Source organism: Streptomyces sp. NPDC038707, from assembly GCF_040636485.1.
Taxonomy (GTDB): domain Bacteria; phylum Actinomycetota; class Actinomycetes; order Streptomycetales; family Streptomycetaceae; genus Streptomyces.
In genome coordinates, this window is sequence record NZ_JBEZUP010000104.1 from 1 (window position 1) to 1,383 (window position 1,383).

Annotated in this window: 1 protein-coding gene and 1 pseudogene; both read right to left on the minus strand. The window is 63.4% G+C overall.

Annotation, left to right across the window (positions count from 1 at the left end):
- Positions 1–494: 494 nt before the first annotated feature.
- Complete coding sequence (locus tag AB0E62_RS40005; RefSeq protein WP_362206066.1) at positions 495–800, minus strand: hypothetical protein; 306 nt, start codon at positions 798–800, stop codon at positions 495–497.
- 252 nt (positions 801–1,052) lie between these two features.
- A pseudogene (locus tag AB0E62_RS40010) lies at positions 1,053–1,383 on the minus strand (RHS repeat-associated core domain-containing protein); the annotation flags it as partial.

A 1,383-nucleotide genomic window follows, 5' to 3' on the forward strand; every position in this document is an offset into this window, starting at 1 on the left:
GACGACACGACCAGGGCACTCGGCGGCCAACAACATGGGGGGTCAGTTTTCAGAGACTCGCCGGGGGTCAGATTTCAGAGAGCGTTGACAGCATCGCTCGGTTGAGCTGCCGGTCTCCGCTGCGGTGTCAGTGGTGCCGTGCAGACTGTCCCGCGTGATCAACGTGGACAAGGTCGACTGGGAGGCAGGCCACCTGCCCGGCCAGGTCTGCGGAGTCCCAGCCACCTTTTGAAGATGCTCTCCGAAGCCCCGGCGGTGCGGTCCGAGAGCTGGGGGACTTCTATGCGGAGGCCCATGACCAAGGAGATGTCGACCCGTGTACCGCAGCGAGCGTGCCCCTGCTGTTCGCCATGGCCGACAACCCGGCCACGCAGCTGACCCGGGCGGTTTGGAGCCGATGCGACCACCGCACGGGTACCCGTATGGATCGGTCCCGCGCAGCGGCCGACGGCCCGCTCCCCTCTGCAAGCTTCAGGCGATGATTCGAATGCATCTCACGGTGACTCGAAACTCCCGGGAGGGATCATTTCATCTGCGGAATCGGTGAATTCACCCACTCCATCTTCAGAAAGAACGACAGGAAAGGCCTTGCCTGCATCAGTGACTAGCCATCCTATTACATCCTGCGTCATGTCTCCTTCAACATCGTCATGCCACGATGCCCGCCAACCACCCCCCGGGATAATGCCAACCACGCGACCTACCCGCTCAAGGCGAACAAAATCAGCATACGAATCAACAGGCTTGGCCACGAAAACGGTTGCGCCGATGATGGCCGGCAGCAGCCCGGCACCGCGCATGGACACCTCCCTCGTGGCCGACAGGCCAGTCCGCGCACAGTGGGCGGCGCCCTTTTCCAGGCGCCGCCCACTGGAGCTTTCGGATCCTACTTGTTCTTGCGGGACTGCACTACTCCGAAGATGATGAAGGCCAGAATGGCAATTCCGAACAAGAGCCAGAGCGGGAATCCGTCAAGCCCTTTGTATGCCAGCGTGACCGGCGTGCCGGACGATCGCATAAGAATACCTCCCTGTTCGGGTTGAGGTTTGCATTCAGCTCGTGGCGTCTTCGTACGCGGAATCCGCGGCCTCACCGACGGCCATTCCGCCGACTGCGCAGGGGATCGCGCCCGCTCCTCCGGTCAGGTAGGTGCAGCCCGCGGTGAACGCCTTGTCCGCCGCGAAGCTGATCGCCGTACCGGCGGCGCCCTTGTAATCTCCTGTCGCCAGCTGGCCCAGGAATTGACCGCCCGCTATGGCGTCTCCCGCCTTGCCCACGGTGTCCATCACGCCGCCGAGGCTGATGGTGCCCGTCGGGTCGATGCGGTTGACGGGGTCGCCTTCGGCGTAGAGGTAGGGGTTCTTCTCCTGGCCGGAGGGGTCG